This window comes from Epilithonimonas sp. (assembly GCF_032054305.1).
Lineage (GTDB): Bacteria > Bacteroidota > Bacteroidia > Flavobacteriales > Weeksellaceae > Epilithonimonas.
The window spans coordinates 84,194-102,440 of the sequence record NZ_DAMBSX010000006.1 but is presented as its reverse complement, the minus strand read 5'-3'; the positions used below and the strand labels follow the sequence as shown (position 1 = coordinate 102,440).

Annotated in this window: 18 protein-coding genes; 13 read left to right on the top strand and 5 right to left on the bottom strand. The window is 32.7% G+C overall.

Going from position 1 to position 18,247, the window contains the following annotated elements; genetic code table 11:
• Window positions 1-24 precede the first annotated feature (24 nt).
• A complete protein-coding gene (locus RTX21_RS13910) occupies window positions 25-726 on the bottom strand; it encodes a hypothetical protein (RefSeq protein WP_312768574.1) in 702 nt (233 codons plus the stop codon).
• 305 nt (window positions 727-1,031) lie between these two features.
• On the opposite strand from RTX21_RS13910, the gene RTX21_RS13905 reads away from it, so the two are divergent.
• From RTX21_RS13905 to RTX21_RS13860, 10 genes are all read left to right on the top strand, one after another.
• Window positions 1,032-1,766, top strand: a complete 735-nt coding sequence (locus tag RTX21_RS13905) for a hypothetical protein (protein WP_002977346.1) — start codon at window positions 1,032-1,034, stop codon at window positions 1,764-1,766.
• A gap of 442 nt (window positions 1,767-2,208) precedes the next feature.
• Complete coding sequence (locus tag RTX21_RS13900) at window positions 2,209-3,642, top strand: transglutaminase family protein (protein ID WP_027383737.1); 1,434 nt, start codon at window positions 2,209-2,211, stop codon at window positions 3,640-3,642.
• A gap of 10 nt (window positions 3,643-3,652) precedes the next feature.
• Window positions 3,653-4,759, top strand: a complete 1,107-nt coding sequence (locus tag RTX21_RS13895) for a hypothetical protein (protein WP_002977343.1) — start codon at window positions 3,653-3,655, stop codon at window positions 4,757-4,759.
• 8 nt (window positions 4,760-4,767) lie between these two features.
• Entirely contained in the window at window positions 4,768-5,883 is a 1,116-nt protein-coding gene (locus RTX21_RS13890) for an RHS repeat-associated core domain-containing protein (RefSeq protein ID WP_002977342.1), read from the top strand.
• Between the two features lie 10 nt (window positions 5,884-5,893).
• The gene (locus tag RTX21_RS13885) at window positions 5,894-6,262 is read left to right on the top strand and encodes a hypothetical protein (RefSeq protein WP_002977341.1); all 369 of its coding nucleotides are present in this window, start codon (window positions 5,894-5,896) and stop codon (window positions 6,260-6,262) included.
• Between the two features lie 48 nt (window positions 6,263-6,310).
• The gene (locus RTX21_RS13880) at window positions 6,311-6,655 is read left to right on the top strand and encodes a hypothetical protein (protein WP_027383739.1); all 345 of its coding nucleotides are present in this window, start codon (window positions 6,311-6,313) and stop codon (window positions 6,653-6,655) included.
• Window positions 6,656-6,659: 4 nt separating this feature from the next.
• Complete coding sequence (locus tag RTX21_RS13875) at window positions 6,660-7,010, top strand: hypothetical protein (protein ID WP_002977339.1); 351 nt, start codon at window positions 6,660-6,662, stop codon at window positions 7,008-7,010.
• Between the two features lie 24 nt (window positions 7,011-7,034).
• A complete protein-coding gene (locus tag RTX21_RS13870) occupies window positions 7,035-7,385 on the top strand; it encodes a hypothetical protein (RefSeq protein ID WP_002977338.1) in 351 nt (116 codons plus the stop codon).
• 45 nt (window positions 7,386-7,430) lie between these two features.
• The gene (locus RTX21_RS13865; protein WP_002977337.1) at window positions 7,431-7,985 is read left to right on the top strand and encodes a hypothetical protein; all 555 of its coding nucleotides are present in this window, start codon (window positions 7,431-7,433) and stop codon (window positions 7,983-7,985) included.
• Window positions 7,986-8,013: 28 nt separating this feature from the next.
• Window positions 8,014-8,163: a hypothetical protein gene (locus RTX21_RS13860; RefSeq protein ID WP_002977336.1), complete on the top strand. Its 150-nt coding sequence runs from the start codon at window positions 8,014-8,016 to the stop codon at window positions 8,161-8,163.
• Between the two features lie 31 nt (window positions 8,164-8,194).
• Here the strand turns inward: RTX21_RS13860 and RTX21_RS13855 are convergent, their stop codons facing one another.
• Complete coding sequence (locus RTX21_RS13855) at window positions 8,195-8,455, bottom strand: helix-turn-helix domain-containing protein (RefSeq protein ID WP_002977335.1); 261 nt, start codon at window positions 8,453-8,455, stop codon at window positions 8,195-8,197.
• Between the two features lie 642 nt (window positions 8,456-9,097).
• Between RTX21_RS13855 and RTX21_RS13850 the strand changes: the two genes are divergently transcribed.
• From RTX21_RS13850 to RTX21_RS13840, 3 genes are read left to right on the top strand one after another with little or no spacing between them, the layout of a single operon-like run.
• Entirely contained in the window at window positions 9,098-12,106 is a 3,009-nt protein-coding gene (locus RTX21_RS13850) for a SusC/RagA family TonB-linked outer membrane protein (RefSeq protein ID WP_002977334.1), read from the top strand.
• A gap of 10 nt (window positions 12,107-12,116) precedes the next feature.
• Window positions 12,117-13,490, top strand: a complete 1,374-nt coding sequence (locus tag RTX21_RS13845; RefSeq protein WP_027383741.1) for a RagB/SusD family nutrient uptake outer membrane protein — start codon at window positions 12,117-12,119, stop codon at window positions 13,488-13,490.
• Window positions 13,490-15,982 carry a prolyl oligopeptidase family serine peptidase gene (locus tag RTX21_RS13840; protein ID WP_312768569.1) on the top strand — a complete coding sequence of 831 codons (2,493 nt, stop codon included), beginning with the start codon at window positions 13,490-13,492 and terminating at the stop codon, window positions 15,980-15,982. The genes RTX21_RS13845 and RTX21_RS13840 overlap by 1 nt, the downstream gene beginning before the upstream one ends.
• A gap of 10 nt (window positions 15,983-15,992) precedes the next feature.
• Here the strand turns inward: RTX21_RS13840 and RTX21_RS13835 are convergent, their stop codons facing one another.
• From RTX21_RS13835 to RTX21_RS13825, 3 genes are all read right to left on the bottom strand, one after another.
• Window positions 15,993-16,262: a DUF6520 family protein gene (locus RTX21_RS13835; RefSeq protein WP_312768567.1), complete on the bottom strand. Its 270-nt coding sequence runs from the start codon at window positions 16,260-16,262 to the stop codon at window positions 15,993-15,995.
• A gap of 28 nt (window positions 16,263-16,290) precedes the next feature.
• Window positions 16,291-17,802, bottom strand: a complete 1,512-nt coding sequence (locus RTX21_RS13830) for a MauE/DoxX family redox-associated membrane protein (RefSeq protein WP_002977330.1) — start codon at window positions 17,800-17,802, stop codon at window positions 16,291-16,293.
• A gap of 154 nt (window positions 17,803-17,956) precedes the next feature.
• Window positions 17,957-18,157, bottom strand: a complete 201-nt coding sequence (locus RTX21_RS13825; protein ID WP_002977329.1) for a hypothetical protein — start codon at window positions 18,155-18,157, stop codon at window positions 17,957-17,959.
• Window positions 18,158-18,247: the final 90 nt, after the last annotated feature.

Genomic DNA, 18,247 nt, shown 5'->3' with positions numbered 1-18,247 from the left:
TTGTTACAGTATTAAAGAATTTTTTTACAATTTTAGTCCAGCTGCAATACCTAATCCAAAGAATCTTTTTCCTTGATATGCCCAAGCATCTGCATTACTTCCTGTCATAAAATCATATCCATAACTAAAAATAATTCCTATATCATTTCTTGCAATCGTTAAACCTGCTGAAGGAGAAAGAACAAGATTACTTGGATTATAAGTAGTAACAACTTTTTTCTTCAGCGGTTCTTTTCCCAAGCTTGCTGATGAGAATCCGAATGAAGCTCCGGGAGTTACCGACCAGCTGGTACTTGACCTGTGTGAAAAAGTTGTCCAACCCCATGAATATCCAACAGAAAAACCCAAATTAATATTCCCAGTTACGACATTAGCAGAGTACTGATTATTATTATAGTCGACAACTGAAGGTCTAACTTTTACACCTATAGCGTTAATTCCGACAATAACGGTCTGGTAATGCAGAGTAATGCTTCTTGTAGGATCGCCCACTTTATCTCTACTCAATTTCACAAGTTTAAGTTTATTAGGAGTAGCTGCATTAATAATTCTTTCCTGACCGTAACAGGGATCTACTGCGCCTTTAGCATCAGAGCCTCCTTTATCATGCTCTATTTGCCAAGGGTCAATAAATAATTCTCCATCCTTATTGGTTACTAAACATTTAAAAGATTTATTTAAGGCAGGACAAAAACTGTAATTAGTCGTAGTACCGTCAGTAATCACATACCCTTGATCATTTAAATCTTTCAATTTTTCTTTAGAAATGTGATAACGAAATTTGAGTCTGTAGCTGCTAGTTTGTGAATGTAAAAAAGTGATCATGCTGAAAAGCATAAACAATCCCAGAATAATTGTTTTCATGTTTTATTAGTTTTTTGGTTATGAGGTAAATATACAAATATAAGTTCTCAAAATAGAGAAATTTTCATATCCAAATTACGAACTAACTTAATGTTATTAAAATTAAAATATTTCTACTTTTAAACTAATAAATTACAAATACAAAACAATTTTAAAACGAAATAAACATGAACAGACAAAGATTAATCCGAAAATTAAGAATTATTAATCATAAGTTGAATAAAAAATACATTCCAGTAGAGGATAAGCCGTTTGTGAAAATTGCCGAATTAACAGCTATATTGCCTGCACTTGGATTATTTTATTTGTGGCATTATTTTGATTTATTAGGAATTAGCTACTATCGATATTTCAATCTGTCGGACGCAATTGCTGTACTATATGAAAACCTAATGTTAATGATTTTAATTGGAGTGTTATTCTCACCAGGAATCGTCTGTTTGTTGCTGACTGACTTAAAGTCAAGAAGCAAAGGTTTATCAATAATTACATTAATTGTAATTATCGTATTATTAATTTGTGGTTTCGGTGTACTAATCAATATGTACAAATTTGCTACGCCAGTAAATATTGTTTTTATAACAATTATCACTATTTCCAGCTATGTTTACTTTTTTGAAAGTCGAAATCTTGGATTTTGGATGCATTTAGCATTCGCATTTATCTATATGTACGCAACCGCTGCACAGGAAGCAAAGTATATATTAAAAGAAAAACCAAAATTTACAATATACTTAAAGCAACACTCGGAGCAACCAATTCTTACGGAGGAAAGTAGTACAAGGTTCTATCTTTATAAGACTTCTAATTACTATTTTATAAAAGATGAAAAAGAAAATAAAATATTTGGATATTCAATATCAACTCAGGAAGAAACAGTTGTTGTACCACTAACCAGATAGTATTAATGTAATTGTCAGTCCTTCGGATTTTTTTGATCCACTTAAGACTTTGCTCCATGAAGTATTCTTAATATATTTGTGGTAAACAAAAAATAAAAAAAGTATAAGAATAAATAAATCTTAAATACATATAAAAACATTGCGTTAAGCAGTTATTTTCTAAACTCAAATACTGGTACTATAAGAATTCTAAGAAAATGTAACTGCAAGATTCGCCCTTCTGGGGCGTGTTTTGCTGCATTTCTTAGAGGGATTATACCAGTATCCTGAGTTTAGAGTGTCAGTTAATTCACGCTCTTTTTTTATGCCCAAAAACTACAACCAAAAACTAAAAATATAATGAAAATCCCTGAAGTAATATTGGACGGAATCACCGTAATACTACGGTATCAATTTAAAATGACATCCAGTAATATTGCAATAAAAAAACAAAACACAAATTATGCGAAACAGTACAATTTCTATTATACTGCTGTATTTTAGTACAGGATTATCCGCTCAGATTCCAAATCTGCCGACAGGACCAAGTGCATCGACTTCCCCAATTCAAAATTATTCTGAAATATCTTTCAGAAACAATTCTACGTCAAAAAATACGGTATCCATTCCCTCAGTTAATAATTCTTCAAGAAAGTCAGAAATTGAAAGAAGAAACTGGGAAATGCAGCAAAACGATTTTAAAATCGTAGAGAAAGAAAATCGAGAGAAAGAGCAAAAACAGTTTGAACAAAAAGTAAATAATCTAGAAATTTCCGGTTATAATCTGCCATCACTATCAGCTAATTCAGGAACTAACTTCTATTATGATGCCTTGTCTCAACTTAATAATTTAGATCAAAGCAATTATTCATTAGCTGAAGCGAATTTCATTGTTGAAAATGCTTATTCTGAAAGGAAGCTACACTATTCTAATTTCAAAGCCAACATTTCAAAAATAGCTTCTCAGGTTTTGCAAAAAATGAAATCCGGAAAGGTGACCCCAGTCGATAATACTCTGAAAAACATTGCTTTGTTTAAGCATTTCTCAAAGAATTACAAATATGATTTTGATGATTTTATGGGAAAGAAAGAATGGAACAAAATGTTTGTTTCCAAATTACTAAAAACAGGAAAAGGACAATGTCACTCAATGCCTCTACTTTATTTGATGGTAGCAGAATCAATCGGGGCAGATGCTTCATTGGCTATGGCTCCCAATCATACGTATATCCGTTTCAAAGACGATGATAATCAATGGCAGAATATAGAATTGACTAATGGAATCCTTAGTACAAATGCTATGATTTTAGAATCCGGTTACATTGGCTCCGAAGCCTTACTGAATGATGTCTATATGAATAGTTTAAGTAAAAAACAGCTTATGTCATTGTTATATGCAGACTTAGCCAATGGCTATATTCATAAGTACGGAATGGATGAATTTGTCGGAAAAGCATTGGATAAATCTCTTGAACTTTATCCCAATAATATGTATGCTAATTTACTTAAATCAATGTATCAGCAGGCGCGATTTGAATATGTAGCAGCAGAATTAGGAATTCAAAATGTAGAAAATCCTGCAGAACTTGAAAATATAAAATATTTCCCGAAAGGTCTGGAACTTTTAAAAGAAACAAAGATGCAGTTCAACAATATCGACCAGCTCGGATTCAAATTTATGCCAGATGGAGCTTATTCAGAATGGTTGAGCAATATGAACCGTGAAGCCAACAAACAAAGGAGCGAAGAGCTTGCCGAGAAAATTCGTCTTACCAATTTAGAAAAACAGAGAAAAAAGAAGGAAGAAGAACAAAAGAAATTGGAGGAAGAGCGTAGAAAAGCAAAAGAGAAAAAAAGAGAGGAGGAAAAAAATAAACCTAAACCTCTTCTAACATAAAAACATCAAGATGAAAAATCAATATTTTAGAAAATCAATGCAATTTGCTTTGCTTGTAATAGTCTCAATGGTTATTACTGTCAAAGCTCAGCGTAATCAATTTTACGAGGAGGCCTATGCACACATTGACAATATGCTAAGTGGCAAGGAAAAGTATAGTTTTAAGAAAGCTGTCTTAAGTGTTGAGCAGTCTTATTACCAGGGAAAGATTGACACGATAGCGATTAATAATGAACTCAAATTCCTGAAATCATTTGCAGAGCAAATAGTTAAAAGCAGAGAACTGACCTATCAGGGAAATGATAAAGATAAAGTCAGCAAATATGCGGCTCTTTACTCGATCATCTGCCAACCGATACCAGTGATTGTGAAAGACTCTACCATTCAATACAAACCTTTCTCTTACGATTTTACCGACGTCTTTGGTCACGATGATTTACCCAATCTCTTTGTTTCCAAATTACTTGCAACAAAAAAAGGAAATTGCAACTCGATGCCCTATTTGTACAAAATCCTTGCTGAAGAATTGGGAGTTGATGCCAATCTGGCTTTAGCCCCTAATCACGTCTACATCAAGCATAATGTAAAGTCTTTAGGATGGTTTAATACCGAATTGACGAGTGGAATTTTCCCTGAAGATGGTTGGTTAATGGCATCTGGATATATCCATCTGGACGCCATCAGAAACGGTATGTTTATGAAAGCTTTGGATAACAAAGAAAGTTTAGCATTATGCCTATTTGATCTAGCACAAGCTTACAACAGAAGCTTTCCTTCCAACGATGGCGAATTTCTCCTAAAAGTCCTCAATAAAGCTCTCGAAGTTTATCCAAATTTCGCAAAAGCACGCATTCTAAAAGCTGAAACGTATAAAGCCAGATTTCAAAAATTAATGGATAGACAAGATCTAAAGAGTGGGTCTTCAAATAATATCAAACTGGCTTTAGAAAATCCGAAAGCAAAAGAAATATATGATCTGATGGTTCAGGAATACAGTACGCTTTACAAGCTTGGTTACAGACAAATGCCTGAAGGAATGTATTTGGATTGGCTTGTATCTCTGAAAACAGAAAGAAATAAATATGAAAATAAAAAATTAAAAAACAACTTCAAATAACCACGAAAATGAAAAAACTATTTTATGTATTCTTTTTGATAATCGCAGTTTTTCTCAATGCTCAAGTAGAAAAGAATGTTTCAAACAATCCTGAAAAGATTTACGTAAATCCCGTAAAACTTACCAAAGAAGAAAGATTGCGTCCTTATATGGACGAAGTTCTAAAAACGAGGGATACTTTAACACCAGCCGAAGCAGAGCGGAGAAGACAAAACATTGAAGCAGGAAATCCTTTTAAGAAATATGGCTTCTATCCTAAAATTGCTACATTAAGCAAAGGTAAATATTTAGAAGCTCACGACTTAGACAGTATTGTAAGCATTGGATCAGTCCGTTACAATGCAAGAACCAATGAAATTGTTGAATTATTAGATATCAACATAGAAAATGCTGACTCACAACCATATCTTGATACTGCAGGTCGCTGGTTTTCTCCTGATCCACTAAGCGAAGAATACAGACGTTGGTCACCATATAACTACGCAATGAACAATCCATTGCGATTTATTGATCCGGATGGAAGGTCTACCGAAGATGCAGTTGAAGAATCAGAACAATGTTGTCTTTTTGGTATAAGTGGATTAGTGAGATTTATGCCAATCTTTGAAGGTGGCTCAAATGTGAGGCCTAATCCTGTTGTTGAAACAATGACAAAAACTAGTGAAGCAACTACAAAATCTCAGGAACATTTTAACAGAGGTAGGCAGATGGAACCAGAGCAAATAAACAGAATGAATGAAGAAGGACAAAATGTTACAAAGAATACTAAAAATTTTGAAGCAACAGATTCGAAAACAGGTAAAACAGGAGGAACGAGACCTGATGGATTCACCAAAGAAGGAAATCCTGTGGAAATAAAAAATGTAAAAAATCAATCTCTTACAAGACAATTAAGATTTCAGGACAATTTAGTTGATGGAAAAAGGCTAATTTTGAGGATAAACAAGGATGCAAATTTATCAAATCCTTTAAAAGATTCAGGGATTGAAATTCAACCTTATAACCTAACAGGACCAGCTCCTGCAAAAACAGATAACATTAGAGTAAATAACAACCCAGCTCCAAAAATTAAACCTGTCCCAGTAAAAAAAGATCCTTGTGCAGGAATACCAGGTTGTATTTAATTAAAATATTATGGAAGACAAATATATTACAGGCATAAAACAAGTTGTCAAAACTGCTCAAGCATTTTTAAATGAATTTAAAGAGTTTGCTCCATTTGGTTTAATATTTAAAAATAATGAATGGATTGATCTTGGCGCATATGACGAAAACCTTACATCGGATCAAATGAAAAATTTTTTAATTAGTACTATTATAGAAGATTTTAATGAGGGTAACACTGAGTTTGGAGCAGTTTGCGTAGATGCTAAAATTAAAGAAATCGGCGATGTTATTATTATTTACAATACATCAAATGGTAAGGATTGGTTTGAATTAGTTTATAAGTATTATCTCGAAGGAAAGTCGGTTAAAATTATCGAAGAAAATATCGAGTATTAATCCCAATGACATTATTGAAAATGTCTTATAATATTTTTGACTAAAAGATTGGAAATAAGCAGAACAGAAATAGAAGAGAAATTTTTACAACATTCAGTTCAACACGGAGTACTTTATGTAAACGGAGATTATAAAAAAGCAAATAAACTTCACAAAGAATTACATAACCTTTATAACCATGCAAAGGAGCAACGTGAAGAAGAGCTTTTTAGTGAAATGTTGGATAATCCTGACGAATATGTAAAATTGTGGGCGGCCATTTTTACTTTAAAATCAAAACCTGATATAGCTGAGAACATCCTAAAAAAATTATCTACAAATTCGAAAGTAAAAATGACAGCCTCTGCGACTCTTCATTTGTGGAAAGAAGGAAAATTAGAACTATTATTATGAGATTATGAAGAAAATAGTAGACATTGAAACTGCATTAAAAATGTTTGAGGAGGCTTCAATTATTCAAGTAGAATCTACAGAAAATGGTAATTTTAAAGTAGGAAATAAAAATTACGAGAAGGTAATGAATGCAGCTTCATTTCTTAAAAACCAAAATTCAATAGAAAGTTTATTTCAGTTTTTAAACCATCAGCATAAAGGTCCGCGATTATGGTCTGCCTGTTATATCTTACATCTTGATGAAAAGAAAGCGGTCAAAGTTTTAAAAGAAATAATAAAGCAATCGGGAATAATTGGTTCAACAGCTGAAATTACTTTAGACGAGTGGAAAAAAGGAAATCTAACATTTATATAAAATAATTATAGAATCTCAAAAAGAATGGATACTCAAGATTATTTACAAGACCAATTGAAAATTTGTGAAAAGAATTCTCAAATTTCTGATGTAGTAGAGTTAAATACCGTAATTGCATTGGGTCGAAATTTTAATCCCAACATTCAAATAAATGGACTTAGACATCCCCGAACAAAAGGTTTAACTGGTTGGTATATTTGGTCAGGTGAGTTTTCTTATGCAGATGATTTTTTTCAGCCTTCTCACGCCTATCATTTGTTGGAAGATGCTTCTTTTATAATTCAATATCTCGGGCTTCCGGCTGGTAATCGTTTTTTAATAGATAGTAACGGCTACGAGGATATTTGGTATGATGAAAGTTTGTTGGATGTATAATCTTATAACTTTTAATTAATTTCAATCATCAACAATAAAATAACTATGAAAACAAAACTTCTTTTCTTGCTACTAATACAAATTATATTTGTTAGCTGTCAAAAAAAGGTTACTGATTTTAAGCTCGTAAGCTATGATATAAAATCAAACAACGAACTGTCCATTAGTGCTTATACCACTTTGGACAAAGATGGAGTTCTAAATGTTTATCTTGATAGAGAAAGAGATAAAGTATATTATCAATATAAATTAAGCCAGAGTGAACTTGATGAAATCAATAGCTTATCAGATAAAAATTTGGATAAATATGTAATAAAAAAAGCGCTGGATGCAAATCAAGGTTATGCAGGCAGTAGAAATTACTTAAGTTTTAAGGTAAATGGAAAGGAAGACAAAATATGTTTTATTTTACCTTTTATGGATTCTGATTTTAAGAAGGTAATAGATTCGCTGGAAGACAAAATTTATTTGCAGGACGAATCTCAAAGAACTGAAGCATCTCCTATAGATTTCAAAAAAGTAGAAAAAGAAATCATTACACAGAACCAAATTGATAATTATCTTCCAAGCAAGTCATTACCACCTCCTCCGATGCGATAAATTTCATATATTTACAAAAAGCATAAATATGAAAGCAATAAAAATCTACAGTATTGTAGCAACATTGGTAATAGTTGGACTTTCAGTCTGGGTTTACTCAACTAAAAAAGAATTAAAAGAAACAGAAGAAGTTCTTGATCAATGCTCTGATCGGTATTATCAGGAAATTAATAAGTAAAAGAAATCCTAACAAATTAGTTAGGATTTTTTTATTCGTCAATCTTATATTTATTAATATCGAAATCAAAGTCAAAAAGTTCTTTTGGGGTAATACCAAAAGCTGATGACATTTTCAACATCGTTTCTATAGTTGGATTGCCCTTTCCATTTTCAAATTTATTGTAATTGCTTGAATCGAAATTTGAATTCTGCGCAACCTCATCCATTGAGTTATATTTTGTAGCTCGAATCTTTTTCAAATTTTCTGAAAACTCAAGCATAAATAATCTTAAGACTTCTTTGCTATCCATAAATAATGTATTTATGGGCAATTTTGGATTTTTGATTTGAAAATTCGTGGTAATATATTACCATACAATAAATAAAATTACTATATTTGTAAAATAAGTTACAGAATATGTAATTTTGCGATACTTCAAAGAATAATAGAAGCTATTGCTTAGAATCTCAATTCGAAAACTGGTAATTTTAGTATACGAGACGATAAGCAGGAAGCTCACGACCTAGGCGTGGGCTCTCTTATCTGTATACAAGGTATACCAGTACCCCGAATTGGATAATGTAGAGTTCCACGCCGTCTTTTTCCAATGCTGTTCGCTTTTCTACTTCTAAGCACCTTCCAAAAATAGTATCAGATTATATGATACAATGAGGTGTACAACTCATTGCGGCTTTTAAAGCTTTCTCGGGACACAATTTCATTCATATTAAATGGCTTTTAGGTGCCTTGCGGTTAACTAACGACTATCCCCTATCCAAAAGGCACTAAGAAAGTTTTGTTTTCAAATACCTGAATCCAGAAGTAATAATAACTAAAAAATGAAATAAAAAATAATCCTTATAAATAAGAAAGCCCTTCCCTATTCAGTTTGCAGACTTCAGGAAAGAGCTAGGTTTATCAAGGAGTTTAATCAAAAAACCCATACAAAACTATGAAAAAATCCTATTCTAAAATAGGAAGCATTGGTATTGTCTTTTTGTTAACTGCATTATGCAGTAATGCAAAAGCACAAACCAAGACAGTGACCGGAACAGTTACTGTCGGCGAGAATCAGACACCACTTTCTGGAGTCAATGTATCTCAGGAAGGCAGTGATCAAGTTACACAGACCAATTCGAAAGGATTTTACATCTTACAAATAAACGGTGAAAATCCCATCATAATTTTCCGACATCCTGAGTATGCAGAAAAAAGAATTACCGTAAATGGTAAAGCTGTTATTAATCTTTCATTAGATCAGAAAGTACAGGGCATTGAAGAAGTTGTTGTCAATGCCGGATATTATAAAGTAAAAGAGAAAGAAAGTACCGGTAGTATTGCAAAAGTTTCAGCGAAGGATATAGAAAATCAGCCTGTGACTAATGTTCTATCTAGTGTTCAGGGACGACTTGCGGGTGTTACTATCACTCAAAATTCAGGAGTTCCCGGAGGTGGTTATGATATTCAAATAAGAGGTAGAAACAGTTTAAGAAACAAGGACAACAGCACAATTGATGGAAATCAGCCACTTTATGTGATCGATGGTGTTCCGATGGGTGGAGAAATGACATCACTCTATTCGACTGTTATTCTACCCGGAAGAAGTCTTAATCCTCTCAACAGCATCAATCCAAACGACATTGAAAAAATTGAAATTTTAAAAGATGCTGATGCAACAGCAATATATGGCTCCCGTGGTGCTAATGGTGTTGTTTTGGTAACTACTAAAAGAGGAAAGTCAAAACGACTGAATTTAAATTTTAATACATCCTATGGATTAAGTACAGTGATTTCTAATCTCAATTTGATTAATACATCAGAATATTTATCTATGAGAAAAAAAGCATTTGAAAATGATGGAATCAGTACTTATCCTGCAACGGCTTATGATATCAATGGAACTTGGAATCAAGATAGATATACAAACTGGCCGGATAAATTAGTTGGGAACACAGCAGCTTTGTCAAACACACAATTATCATTAAATGGCGGTGGAGAAACAACCAATTTTTTATTGAGCCTTTCAAATAATGAGCAGACCACTGTTTTTGGGGAAGACTTTAAATACAAAAGCAAAAACATTTCCAGCCATATCTCGCATCGATCTGCAGACAATAAATTTCAGATGAATATTGCCAATAGTTTTTCAATTCAGAAAAACAATGTCATTAGAACAGATATTACGAGGCAGGCGTACAATTTAGTTCCAAATGCACCTGAGCTTTACAATTCTGAAGGTGGATTAAACTGGCAGAATAATACATTTGCCAATCCTGTGGCAGCCTACAATAGCACCTATACAAATGAAAACAAGCAATTTCTTAATAGTATTACAACACAGTATGAGGTTTATAAAAACTTATTGCTAAAGCTTAATGGTGGATTTAACTACCAGACATTTGAAGAACTTTCGTTACAGCCCAATACAATTTATAATCCGGCTTATGCTGCGGGTCAGTCAAGCGCAACTTCGACAGCATCTAAGAATAATCAGGACAGATTTTCTTTCATCATTGAACCACAAATTAACTGGAATTACCAATCTGAACATCATAAAATCGATGCTTTGGCGGGAGGAACATTTCAAAGAGAGACAAACGAACAAGGGTCAATTGTAGGTGTAGGCTTTGAAAGTAATGCTTTTATAACAAATATCGGTGCTGCAAGAACAAAAACAGTTTCAGACCAAATCACAAATGAATACAGATACGCCGCATTTTTTGGGAGGCTTAATTATCAATATTTAAATAAATATATAATTAATCTGACTGGCAGACGTGATGGAAGCAGTCGCTTTGGTCCAAATAAAAAGTTTGCCAATTTTGCAGCAGTTGGAGGAGCTTGGTTATTTAAAAAAGAAAAATTTGCCGAAAATCTAGAATGGTTAAGTTTTGGAAAGCTTCGCGGAAGTTATGGTACTGCAGGTAGTGACAACATTGGAGACTATCAATATTTAGATACTTATACTGTCTCATCATCATATATCTATAATTCAGTTACAGGATTGATTCCGTCAAGACTCTATAATGGTAACTATAGTTGGGAAAAAACTAAAAAGCTAGAAGTTGCTTTAGAACTTGGGCTCTTCAAAGACCATATTAATATTACGACAGCTTGGTATAGAAATCTTTCTTCAAATCAATTGGTGGGCTACCAGCTGCCTTCAATCACTGGCTTTACAAGTGTATTGGCAAATCTTGATGCTACGGTCGAAAACAAAGGATGGGAATTTGAGTTGGCAGCTCAGCCACTAAAAACAGGGTCTCTTAAATGGGATACTAATTTCAACATTAGTTTTCCAACAAACAAATTAGTTTCATTTCCGGGACTGGAAGGTTCAACGTATGCCAATCAATTTATCATTGGGCAATCTACTTCAATTATCAAATTGTATCAACTTGAAGGTATCGATCCTAAAACAGGAAAATACAGTTTTACTGATTTCAATGGAGATGGAAAGATATCTTCACCTGAAGATAACAAAGTTGCTCAGGACATAAGTGTAAAGTTCTTCGGTGGGTGGTCGAACAGTTTCAGATATAAAAATTGGGACGTTTCATTTTTGTTTCAGTTCGTTAAGCAAAAAAACAGAAATTACAACAGTATTATAACTGTTCCTGGCAGTATGAATAATCAGCCAGTCGAAGTTTTAGATGTCTGGTCAACGGACAACCCTACTGGTACATATATGCCATATACTTCCGGAGTAAACACGCTTCACACATTTTTTCAAAACAGTACAGCATCAGTGTCGGACGCATCATTTATCAGATTAAAAAATGTACAATTGGGATATCAGATTCCATTAAAAAACAGCGTCTTCAGAAATGTCAAAATATACATTCAAGGACAAAATCTTCTCACGGTAACCAAATATTTTGGTGTTGATCCTGAGTTTTTAGCACTGGGCTATCTGCCACCTCTGAAAACATACTCTTTTGGGTTACAGTTCAATCTTTAAAAAATTTGAAATGAAAACAATTACAAACATTACTATATTATTATTCTCACTATTACTACTCAATCTGATTTCTTGTGAAGAGATGCTGGAAGTTGATGTACCGGAAAATCAAATTGATAAAAACAATGTTTTTCAGGACACTCAAACAGCAAATTCCGCATTATCGGCATTATATTCGAGTTTACGAGATAATTCTCTACTGGCAGGTGATAAGATGGGATTATTTTTGAGCAATTATACAGATGATCTCACTTGTTATGCAACTACCGCAACAAATGGAATCTATGAAATTTCACAAAATCAACTCATTTCCAGCAATGCTGCAGTTTATTCACTGTGGTCAAATACATATCAACAAATCTATTTCTCCAATTCTATCTTAGAAGGTCTTGAAAAATCATCAGGAATTTCAAACACAGACAAAAGAAGAATGAAAGGTGAAGCATTACTGATACGCTGTATTTTATATTTCTATTTACAGCAAATATATGGAGATATTCCTTATTTAACTACAACTGATTACACTGCTAACAACACCTCATCAAAATTGAGTTCTGATGATGTTCTTGTTCGACTTGAAAACGATTTGAACGAATGTTATATATTATTAGCAGACGAATACAGTAACTCCGAAAGAATTTTTGTCAATCGTAAAGTTGCAGAACTGATGATGGCAAAGGTATATTTTGCAGAGCAGAGACCAGCCGATGCGGAAGCTAAATTAAAATCAATAGCTCAAAGTTCTCTTTATACTTTCGAAACTGACATTGCTAAAGTCTTTCAAAAGTCAGGAAAACATATTTTGTGGCAATTAAAACCTAAAAATTCAGGAGATGCAACAAAAGAGGCAAGTTTATATTATTTCACAGGTGCAGCACCTTCGAGCTACGCACTATCGACATCTCTTATGTCCTCCTTTGCATCATCGGATTTCAGAAAATCGAACTGGATGGCAGTAATTACTGTGGGCGCAAACACTTGGTATAGAGCCGATAAATATAAAAATCGCTCAAATAATACCACAGAGTACTCCATTGTTTTCAGGCTTGAAGAAGTTTACCTACTATTATCCGAAAGCTTGGCAAAACAAAACAAACTCAATGAAGCACTGCTATATTTAAATGCTACAAGACAACGTGCTGGACTTTCGGCGGTAACTTCAGGCATTTCACAGTCTGATTTAATTACTGAAATCGCAAGTGAGAACCGTAGAGAATTCTTTACAGAGATGGGGCATCGTTTCTTTGATCTCAAAAGGAATAACAATTTAAATTCTCTTATTTCCTCAAAACCTAATTGGCAGACTAATCATCAACTGTGGCCAATTCCTCAAAAAGATCTTGAACTAAATTCAAATTTAAATCCCCAAAATCCAGGTTACTAATGAGATCATTTAAAAATATAATAATTTTACTGTTACTTGTAGGGATTTCTTTTTGTCAAGGTCAAACGTTGAGAGGCACATTAGAAAAAAAAATGGCTCAGCAATATCGAATAAAAATTCTTGCGATGTCTCCAAAGGGAAACTGGGTTATAGCAGGAAAACATTATGATATTAACAAAGATACTATTGAAATTTTTTCAACAAAGAATAAAATTCAAAAACCTCATCTGTTAACGAAAACCTTAGATATTCCAATTTTTTTACAAGAAGAAGCTGTGGTAGCATTGGCAAAAGATAAAGCTGTCTTAGTTAGTCTGAATGATAGAAGACAGAAGGTTTTTGACAATATTAAAAGAGTTTTTGCGTCTTCAGACACAGGAACTTTTGCATTACTAAACACTGCCGATAAATTGTCTGTCTATAATAACAAAGGGGCATCATACTACGAAATAGATAGTGTAGTCAATATTACGAAAGATAATGTAAGTAAAATTTTTGTCGTAAGAAAGGGTGAAAATAAATACGAAATCTACGACACTTCTTCCCAAAATAAAAAAAAGATCTACGAGAGCCCTGTGCTTATCAAGAGAATTGAAATAAGTGATTCAAAGAAAACACTTTATATAATTGAACAAAACAGTACTGATAAAACGGAAAGTTTAGTTTTATTAGATATCAAATCTGGCAATATCTCAAAACCAATTTTACAAGATATAGATACTGGAGATTACATTGTAGTTAGTGAAATGAATGAAGAAGGAAAGTATTTTGTAAATGGCCAAACGAAGATACCAAAAAACAAAAATGTCGAAATATGGTATGGAAATGATGGTGATTTAAGCAAGCATGACACTGGTTTTGATCCAATTGACAAATATTGGATAATTACAAACAATAATCATGTAAGCGCAATTGATAATAAAGATTCGAAAAAGATTTTTTTATCTGGCAGTGATAAATATCTTTTCGCTTTTAAAAGAGGAAAACTTCAAAATTATACAGTAGATAATCAAAATATTGATTTACAGATTTTAGATACTCAGAATAATACAGCCAAACCCTTTGATATTGTAAAAAGTGCATATTTCACTCTATCCAAAGATGGAGAATTTAGTATTTACAGAGACTTGCAGGATAAATGGGTGTTATGTAATCTTTCTACGATGAAAAAAGGATATATTCAAGATCACAGTCTGCAAAATCCTGTTTTTAGTAAAGACGCGTCATTAATTTACTTTGATTCTCAAAAAGGTATTTTCGTTTATAATATTCAGAAGGATAGACTGATCAAAATTAGCGAAAATCTAAGTAAAAAAGTTAAAATTTTGAATAAAGAGAGTCTACCATTAATTGGGAGCTATTTCAAGATTTACAGATCGTACCTAAAGAATGATAATTCAGTTTTAATAAAAGTCAGAGATGACGAAGAAAACAAAACGTCATATTATACCATTGTAAATAAAGATTTAAAATCAATAATAAAATCCTCAGAAAATTATATTAGAGATTTCTACTACAACAGAAACGCAAATTTTTTTGCTTATACATTAGAAAATTACAACAAACCGATGTCTTTATATTACGTTGATGATCATAAAAAAGAACCAATAATTCTTTTAACCAATGAAAATCGAGATGCTGCAGTAAAGAATCTTAAAATTGAAATAATAAATTATATTAATTCGGATTATCAGAAGTTGAAGGGTATTTTATATTACCCAACTAACTTTGAGCCTAAAAAAAAATATCCTATGATTGTAAGAATTTATCAAATTCAGAATGATTCGGCAAATCAATATGATATTATAGGCTATAATAATCCTGCTTCTTTTGATTTGAGAACTTTACTTGACCAAGGCTATTTCGTTTATTTACCCGATATTGTATTTGGTCCAAAAGGAACAGGTCTTTCAGCATTAGACTGCGTCAATAAAGCATTGGATACAATTCAGAACAGACCGTATATTGATCAGTCGAAAATCGGATTAACAGGGCATTCCCATGGGGGATATGAGACAAACTTTATTGCTACACATTCAAACCGTTTTGCAGCGTATTTATCTGGTGCTGGTAATAGTGATATTGTACGTTCCTATTTTTCTTACAATTATAATTTCCACAGCCCATTTTACTGGCAATATGAAAATGGACAATATGAATTGAAATTTCCTTTCAGTGAAAACAAAAAATTGTACTTTGACAACAACCCCATTTATAATGTTGAGAAAGTGAATGCGCCCATTCTTTTATGGGCTGGTAAAAAAGACGAAAACATAAAATGGGATCAGGTCATGGAATTTTATATTGGGTTAAAAAGGAATAATAAACATGTTATAGCTCTGTTTTATCCAAATCAGGGGCATAATCCAAGTTTTAATTCAGAGGATAGAAAAGATCTTTATTATCGAACATTAGAATGGTGGGATTATTTTTTAAAAGATAAAACAAACATAGATTGGATTAACAAACAAATGAAAAAGGATGCTTTATAGCATCCCTTTTTTACTGCAGTCTGAAAAGTTCCTCTCCGCAAATTGTCGGGTTGTCCGAAATTTTCTCGTGCAAAGACGAACTGCTGTCGCCCGACCAAACACATGGGGCTGTGCCCACTGTGTTACACTGTTGTTGTGCGTTTAGACATTCGCCAGTAACGGCATCAATTCTGTAAGCGTCAACAATTGCTTTTGCTGAATTGCTTTTTGCAGCACTAGTTGCAAATGCTGCGCCTGTGCCAAGTAATACTGTGACTACAGGAATCATTAATTTTTTCATATTAAAGAAATTTGAATTATTGCCTACTCTATTTTAGGTTTTCGGCATTCCCCTTTTCATATAAATTAAGAATCAGTCTAGTAAACTTGTATCTTTTCAATTCTTTGTCAATTAAAACAAAAAGATACATGTCGGTTGCATACATCTGTGTTAGCGCTTTATCATCCTTTTTAGGAATATAAAAGCTTCCTACATATTCCTGTCGGTCAATCCTGTAGATATCAATGATTGAATTTTTCTTCCATGCTTTCTTAGACTCATACTTGCCAATAAGCTTTGATTCCACAAAAAGGAGGTTTTGATTAGTTGTAGGATTTTGATTGTTTTTTAAACTTGGAACATTCATTTTATGTCGACCGTCTGGAATTTTAACCACATTAAATCTAGCTCGGCTTATGGTGTCAATTGTTTTTAAGCGAGATTTCAATTCAAGATCCTCATCCATGATCATATATTCATTTCTGTAATTATATATGTATATAAGATTTTTAAAATTTTGGTTGAGCAACAATTTTCCGTCACTGTCAAATACTCCGTCAATTTGTTTTTGAAGAATATCTGGATTCAATACAACTTTTGGATTTCGATTTAAATCAAGGCTACCCAAAGTGTATTGCTGTGTACTTTTACTCTGCGTTCTTAGTGCAAATCTAGCCGAATCTAAAACGGATAATTGAGTAAAGTATGCGTTCTGATAACTTATTGTTTCTGCATATTGGTCACCAATTTTACCTCTGTAAATTATTGGGACACTTCCATCGTAAAGAAAATAATCGTTTTTAAAGGTCTGAAGCCATAGATTTTTAAAGGAATAGTCTTTCTCATCCAGCTCTATCCTTTGTTGGCTTAAATTTGATAAATCATAATTAATTTCAGAAAATAATAATGGAGCTGTTATATTTCCAAGATATATTTTTTTACTATCTGAGCCTGCAATATAGTATGAATCCAGCTTTAAATCTATTGATTTATCTTCTAGTACTGGATGTATTAGAAATCTTCTAACAAAATTATTCTCTTTTTTTATAATGTATTCTGAAGAATAAAATAGATAAACAACAAGAGAAGTACTCGCGACAAAGACTACAAAAATTTTCACAAAATAGATGATGAATTTTTGTCTATTAATAACCTCAACTAGAATTACGGAAATAAAAGAAAGTAAAATACATCCAAGATTAAATAATAGATGTTCTGTCCAATCCATTTTCTCAAGTATCCCGCCGCAAGAACAGGGAACAAAGTCGCTAAAATTTAGGATAAGATAAATATAGATTGTAAAGGCTATCATAATTCCCATAGAGCTATAAAGCCCAATTAATCGAAATTTGGGAACTATAAGAGTAACTACAATAAGAAGCTCAACAATTATTGTTGCATAAGAAATAAATCCAGCATAAGCACTTAAAAGTGGTGATTGTGCGATCTGAACCTGGAAATTTCCAAAATCCATTATTTTGCTTGCGCTAGCGTAGCAGAATAAAAGAATAAAAAAACAGGCCGTTATTAGCGGCACTTGAAGGAAGACTGATTTTTTCATGGCTAAAAAATTTATTAAAAAACTTTAAAATCAAAATCTGCCCTTTCATTATTATCTTCTTCGTCAATTTTTGAAAGATTTCCCTATACCCGATCTAACGTCGTTGGCTGGATATTATATTTTTGAGGTATAGGGAATCTTTATATCATTTCATTTAGTGTTTCCAATCTTGACCATCCTTTACAGGGGGATCTTTTTCTAATTCAATTTTCATTCTAGTTGAATCAGATGTTTTATTACTTTCCTTTGCAACTCTAGATAGTGCAAAATCATTATCTACTTGCTCATCAACTTGTCTGCAACTTTGCGCACATAAACCCACAATAAGAATTAAAAATGGGATAACTTTTTTCATAATAGTAAAATTTATTAAGGATTATCCCGGCCGGTTTTTCTCAGAATTCTTGGAGTCAAAGGTATTGTCGAAAAGACCGTCCAAACAAGC

Coding starts and splice junctions, on each gene's coding strand:
- RTX21_RS13835 (WP_312768567.1), bottom strand. CDS start 16,262: ATGAAAAAATTAATGATTCCTGTAGTCACAGTATTACTTGGCACAGGC.
- RTX21_RS13885 (WP_002977341.1), top strand. CDS start 5,894: ATGGAAGACAAATATATTACAGGCATAAAACAAGTTGTCAAAACTGCT.
- RTX21_RS13895 (WP_002977343.1), top strand. CDS start 3,653: ATGAAAAATCAATATTTTAGAAAATCAATGCAATTTGCTTTGCTTGTA.
- RTX21_RS13890 (WP_002977342.1), top strand. CDS start 4,768: ATGAAAAAACTATTTTATGTATTCTTTTTGATAATCGCAGTTTTTCTC.
- RTX21_RS13905 (WP_002977346.1), top strand. CDS start 1,032: ATGAACAGACAAAGATTAATCCGAAAATTAAGAATTATTAATCATAAG.
- RTX21_RS13845 (WP_027383741.1), top strand. CDS start 12,117: ATGAAAACAATTACAAACATTACTATATTATTATTCTCACTATTACTA.
- RTX21_RS13870 (WP_002977338.1), top strand. CDS start 7,035: ATGGATACTCAAGATTATTTACAAGACCAATTGAAAATTTGTGAAAAG.
- RTX21_RS13825 (WP_002977329.1), bottom strand. CDS start 18,157: ATGAAAAAAGTTATCCCATTTTTAATTCTTATTGTGGGTTTATGTGCG.
- RTX21_RS13860 (WP_002977336.1), top strand. CDS start 8,014: ATGAAAGCAATAAAAATCTACAGTATTGTAGCAACATTGGTAATAGTT.
- RTX21_RS13900 (WP_027383737.1), top strand. CDS start 2,209: ATGCGAAACAGTACAATTTCTATTATACTGCTGTATTTTAGTACAGGA.
- RTX21_RS13850 (WP_002977334.1), top strand. CDS start 9,098: ATGAAAAAATCCTATTCTAAAATAGGAAGCATTGGTATTGTCTTTTTG.
- RTX21_RS13840 (WP_312768569.1), top strand. CDS start 13,490: ATGAGATCATTTAAAAATATAATAATTTTACTGTTACTTGTAGGGATT.
- RTX21_RS13855 (WP_002977335.1), bottom strand. CDS start 8,455: ATGGATAGCAAAGAAGTCTTAAGATTATTTATGCTTGAGTTTTCAGAA.
- RTX21_RS13875 (WP_002977339.1), top strand. CDS start 6,660: ATGAAGAAAATAGTAGACATTGAAACTGCATTAAAAATGTTTGAGGAG.
- RTX21_RS13830 (WP_002977330.1), bottom strand. CDS start 17,802: ATGAAAAAATCAGTCTTCCTTCAAGTGCCGCTAATAACGGCCTGTTTT.
- RTX21_RS13865 (WP_002977337.1), top strand. CDS start 7,431: ATGAAAACAAAACTTCTTTTCTTGCTACTAATACAAATTATATTTGTT.